The sequence below is a fragment of the Thermus sp. genome, from assembly GCF_039793865.1.
In the GTDB taxonomy this organism is placed as follows: domain Bacteria; phylum Deinococcota; class Deinococci; order Deinococcales; family Thermaceae; genus Thermus.
In genome coordinates this window covers 1-4,052 of record NZ_JBAMMI010000066.1, presented here as the reverse complement: position 1 = coordinate 4,052, position 4,052 = coordinate 1, and the positions used below count along the sequence as shown (strand labels likewise).

Below are 4,052 nucleotides of genomic sequence, written 5' to 3'. Positions count from 1 at the left end.
GCCGGGGTCTACCTGGTGCCCGACCCCCCCTGGACGAGCCTCTACCACGAGGCCCTCGAGGCGGAGGAGAACCCGGAAGCGGTGCAGGCCTTTCTGAGGGAGCTTTCCCGCTTGGGGAGGGCCCTCGCCTTCCTGGTGCAGGCGGAGGAGGACCTCCTCTTCCTCCTGGCGGAAGGGGGGGAGGTGGTGGCGGAGCTCCGGCGGGGCCCCGAGCTCGGGGAGGCCCTTTGGGCCCCGGAGGACCTCAGGCCCCTCCTGGAAGGGGCCAGGGCCCTGCCCCCGGAGCAGGCCGTCCGGGCTCTCGCCCCCCGCTTCGGCCTCCACCCGGACCACGCGGCCTTGGGCTTTCTGGACCTCCTGGAGGCCGAGGAGGAGGGAAGCCTCCCCGAGGAGGTGGTCTACCTTGAGTGAGGCCCTTCTGGTCAAGGTGGGGGGAAGCCTGAGGGGGGCGGAGGCCCTCTTGGACGAGCTTTCCGCCTACCCCGGGCCCTTCGTCCTCGTCCACGGGGGCGGGCCCGAGATCGGGGCTTGGCTAGGGCGCCTGGGGATGGAGAGCCGCTTCGTGGGGGGGCTTCGGGTGACGCCCCCGGAGCAGCTCGAGGTGGTGGAGATGGCCCTCTACCTCACGGGAAAGCGCCTGGCTTCTGGGCTTTCCCGAAGGGGGAGGAGGGCGGTCGCCCTCTCGGGGCGGGACGCCCTCTGCCTCAAGGGGAGGGCGCTTCCCGGGCTCGGCCGGGTGGGGGAGGTGGTGGGGGTGGAGGTGGGCCTCCTCCTGGACCTCCTGGAGAAGGGCTACACCCCCCTCCTCGCCCCCATCGCCTTGGACGAGGAAGGCGCCTTGAACGTGAACGCCGACACCGCCGCGGGGGCCGTGGCCGGGGCCTTGGGGTGGCCCGCGGTCTTCCTCACCGACGTGGAGGGGGTCTACCGGGACCCTAAGGACCCCGGGACTCGCCTTCTCCGCCTCACCCCGGAGGCGGTGGAGGCCCTAAAGGGGGAGGGGGTCCTCCAGGGGGGGATGGTCCCCAAGGTGGAGGCGGCCCTTTCCGCCCTCCGGGCCGGGGCCCCTTGGGCGGCCATCGCCCGGGGGGAGAGGGGGGTCCTCGAGGCCGTCCTCCGGGAAGAGGCGGGGACCCGCTTCACTCTTTGAGCCAGAAAGGCCCCCGGTAGTAGGGGTAGGGAAACTCCCGCTCGTCAAAGAGGTCCGCGAGAAGGACCCCGATGCGCCTCGCGCCACACCTCCAGGAACTCCTTGAGGATGTTTCCCGTCACCCCCCAGATGTCCACCCCCCGCCAGGGGAAGTGCCACACCCTGCGCCCGAGCCGCACCTCGCCCCAGGGCTCCACCTTTAGGAGCTCCTCCAGGGGGGCGGGGAGCACCTTCGCCACCTCCTCGGGGTTGGGCTTAAGGGGGGGAAGGTCCTCTCGGAAGACCACCACGGGCTGGACCAGGAAGCCCTGGGGGGAGAGGGTGGGGGAGAGGAAGCCCAAAGGCTCTACCCCCCTTAGCCCCACCTCCTCCTCCGCCTCCCTCAGGGCGGCCTCCACCACCCCCTCCCCCGGCTCCACCACCCCTCCGGGAAAGCTCACCTGGCCGGCGTGGGTGGGGAGGCGGGGGCTCCTTAGGGTGAAGAGGAGGTGCTCCCCCAGAAGGGGGACGGCCACCGCCGCCAGGCGGAAGCCGGGCGGGGGTTCTAGCCCTCCCGGCAGGCCCTGAGGGAGCGCTTCCTTAAGGCGCTCTCGGGGTCCAGGCCCCTCTTGGCGAAAAGCCCCACCAGCTGCCAAAGCGCCTCCTCCAGGTCGCCCTTTGCCAGGGCTTCCTTCAGGTCCTCCTCGCTCCCTGGGTCCATCCCCTTCCTCTGGAGCTCGTAGGCCCGAAGCAAGGTGGGAAGCCCCCGGGGCAGGGCGCAGGGGTCCTCCCGCTTCCCCTCCTTGGCCTTGAGCTCCTCCCAGCGGGCCTTGACCTCCTCCGGGGTCTTGGCCTCCGCCTCCCCGAAGACGTGGGGATGGCGGCGGATGAGCTTCTCCACGATGGCCCGCTCCACGTCCCCGTAGGAGAAGCTTCCCTCCTCCTCGCCGATGACGCTGTGGAAGGCCACCTGGAGGAGGACGTCCCCGAGCTCCTCGGCCATCTCCTGGGGGTTTCCCTTAAGGAGGGCGTCCGCCGCCTCGCTCGCCTCCTCCAGGAGGTAGGGGACCAGGCTTTCGTGGGTCTGGGCCCGGTCCCAGGGGCACCCCCCCGGCCCCCGCAGGCGGCGCATCACCTCAAGAAGCCTTTCCATGCCCCCCATTCTCCCTTAGGAGGAGCCCCCCCGTCAGGGAAAGCCCCACGAGGAGGAGGGAGAGGGGGTCCAGGGGCGCGGGCTCCAGGGTCCAGCCCCCGGGGCCCGGGGCAGGCAGGCCCGTGGTGCGGGTGAGGAGGAAGAGGAGAAGAAGGGTCCCCACCAGGTAGCGCCCGGCCCGAATCCACCCCTTTCCCGGGCGCACCTCGAGGAGGGGAAGGAGGAGGAGGGAGAGGCCAAAGCCGAGCTCCAAGGCCAGGAGGACCATGAAGAGGAGGCCGTACCAGAACCCGGGGGTCTTGAGGGCCAGGGCGGGGTCTTTGAGGCGGAAGACCTCGCCGCAAAGCCCCCCGCCCAAGGGGGTGTCCCCCAGGCCCAGGAGCTGGAGGAAGAAGGGGAGGATGAAGAAGAGGGCGGCGCGGCGCATGGACCCAGGTTACCTGTCTCTCCGGGCGAAGACCCAGGCGGCGAGGAGGGCGAGGGCCAGCCCGGAGAAGACGAGGTAACCCAGGCCCAGCCAGGGCCCCACCTGTCCCAGCTGCTCCGCCACCAAGTAGCCCACAGGCCCCGTGAGCACGGGGGCCTTGAGCCCCGAGAGGAGGCCTACCCGGTGGACCTCCTGGGGGTTGAGGAGCAGGGCTCCCGTGAGGAGGCCCTCGAGGGGGTAGTCCCTAAGGCGCACGGCCAGGGCCACCACCAAAGGCCCGTAAAGCACGCTGAGAAAGCCGAAGAGGGCGAAACCGAACCCTAGGGCCCGCCTCTCCTCCAAGGAGAGGGCGGAAAGCAGGGCGGAAAGCCCCACCCAAAAGGCGAGGAGCCCCAGCCCCGAAAGGAGGAACCACAAAGCGGCCTCCCTCCCCAACCCCAAGAGGCCCGCCGCCATGAGCATCCCGGGGAGGAAGGGGAGGAGAAGGCCGAGGAACACCCCCAAGACCCCTTCCAGAAAGGCCCGCGCCGGATGGGCGGGGAGGCCTAGGAGGAAGGCCCACTCTTCCCTCGAGGCCAGGAGGGGAAGGGCGAGGGCCAGGACCAGGGGCGGGAGGACGAGGAGGAGGCTGGAGTAAAGGCCCACAAGGCCCACCCCCTCCCCCCGCCCTTCAAAGCCCAGGGCAAGAAGGGGGGGAAGGACCGCAAGACCCCCGGCCCAAGGGTTCCGGCCAACCTCCCTCAGGAAAAACCCCGTCACGGCGCCTTGGGGGGAGGGGGAAAGAAGTCCGCGGGCACCCAGGTGCGCTTGGCTCCTTCCTCCAAGGCCCCGTTCCAGGTGAGGGTCCGCCCCCCCCGGTGTTCCGGTCGCCCCTTGAGGTACGCCTCCAGCTCCTTCGGGTCGCCGAAGGCCAGAAGCCCCGAGCCCATGGGCGTGCGGATTCTGGGGTGGTGGTAGAGCACCGCCTTTTTCGCCTCCACCCAGACGGGGTTTTTGCGATCGCTCGCCAAGAAATCCGCCAGGTACACCTCCTTGGCCTTCAGCTCAGGCCCCCCCCAGCCGTTCAACTGGTCCAGGAGGCAGGCGGGGTCGTCGTAAAAGAAGGCCTTGCCCTGGGGGTTGACCGCCTGAGCGGCGTAGCGGGCGTCCAGGATGGTCATGAAGCAGTAGGGGCAGGCTTCCACCCCCACCCGTAGGGGCCTAGGAGAGGCTTGGGCCCGGAGGAAAAGGGCCCCAAGCCCTCCCACGGCAAGCTTGAGCAGATGCCGACGTTCCATGGGCTCAAGCCTAGGCTAATGGCCGTGGTCCATTCCCTCCCCAAGGAGCCCCGCGTGCTTGGCCAG

At 70.3% G+C, this 4,052-nt stretch carries 7 protein-coding genes; 2 read left to right on the top strand and 5 right to left on the bottom strand.

All coding sequences use genetic code 11. The features are described 5' to 3' along the window. Both ABJK26_RS06260 and argB read left to right on the top strand, forming a co-directional pair. The coding region (locus ABJK26_RS06260) for a hypothetical protein (protein WP_347241424.1) at positions 1-411 on the top strand (411 nt) is incomplete at its 5' end. After that, a complete protein-coding gene (argB, locus tag ABJK26_RS06255; protein ID WP_347241423.1) occupies positions 404-1,150 on the top strand; it encodes an acetylglutamate kinase in 747 nt (248 codons plus the stop codon). The genes ABJK26_RS06260 and argB, both read left to right, overlap by 8 nt. A gap of 44 nt (positions 1,151-1,194) precedes the next feature. Here argB and ABJK26_RS06250 read toward each other — a convergent pair whose 3' ends face one another. The 5 genes from ABJK26_RS06250 to ABJK26_RS06230 are packed head-to-tail and all read right to left on the bottom strand — an operon-like array spanning position 1,195 to position 3,986. Next, positions 1,195-1,665, bottom strand: coding sequence for a CoA pyrophosphatase (locus ABJK26_RS06250; protein ID WP_347241422.1), 471 nt, complete (start codon positions 1,663-1,665; stop codon positions 1,195-1,197). Between the two features lie 29 nt (positions 1,666-1,694). Next, on the bottom strand, positions 1,695-2,291 hold the full coding sequence (locus ABJK26_RS06245) for a MazG family protein (RefSeq protein WP_347241421.1): 597 nt from the start codon (positions 2,289-2,291) through the stop codon (positions 1,695-1,697). Next, positions 2,266-2,709 (bottom strand): hypothetical protein, encoded by a 444-nt coding sequence (locus ABJK26_RS06240; protein ID WP_347241420.1) that lies wholly within the window; start codon positions 2,707-2,709, stop codon positions 2,266-2,268. The genes ABJK26_RS06245 and ABJK26_RS06240 overlap by 26 nt, the downstream gene beginning before the upstream one ends. A gap of 9 nt (positions 2,710-2,718) precedes the next feature. Then, positions 2,719-3,468 carry a hypothetical protein gene (locus tag ABJK26_RS06235; protein WP_347241419.1) on the bottom strand — a complete coding sequence of 250 codons (750 nt, stop codon included), beginning with the start codon at positions 3,466-3,468 and terminating at the stop codon, positions 2,719-2,721. Then, a complete protein-coding gene (locus tag ABJK26_RS06230; RefSeq protein WP_347241417.1) occupies positions 3,465-3,986 on the bottom strand; it encodes a nitrous oxide reductase accessory protein NosL in 522 nt (173 codons plus the stop codon). Before ABJK26_RS06230 ends, ABJK26_RS06235 begins: the two co-directional genes overlap by 4 nt. Positions 3,987-4,052 lie beyond the last annotated feature (66 nt).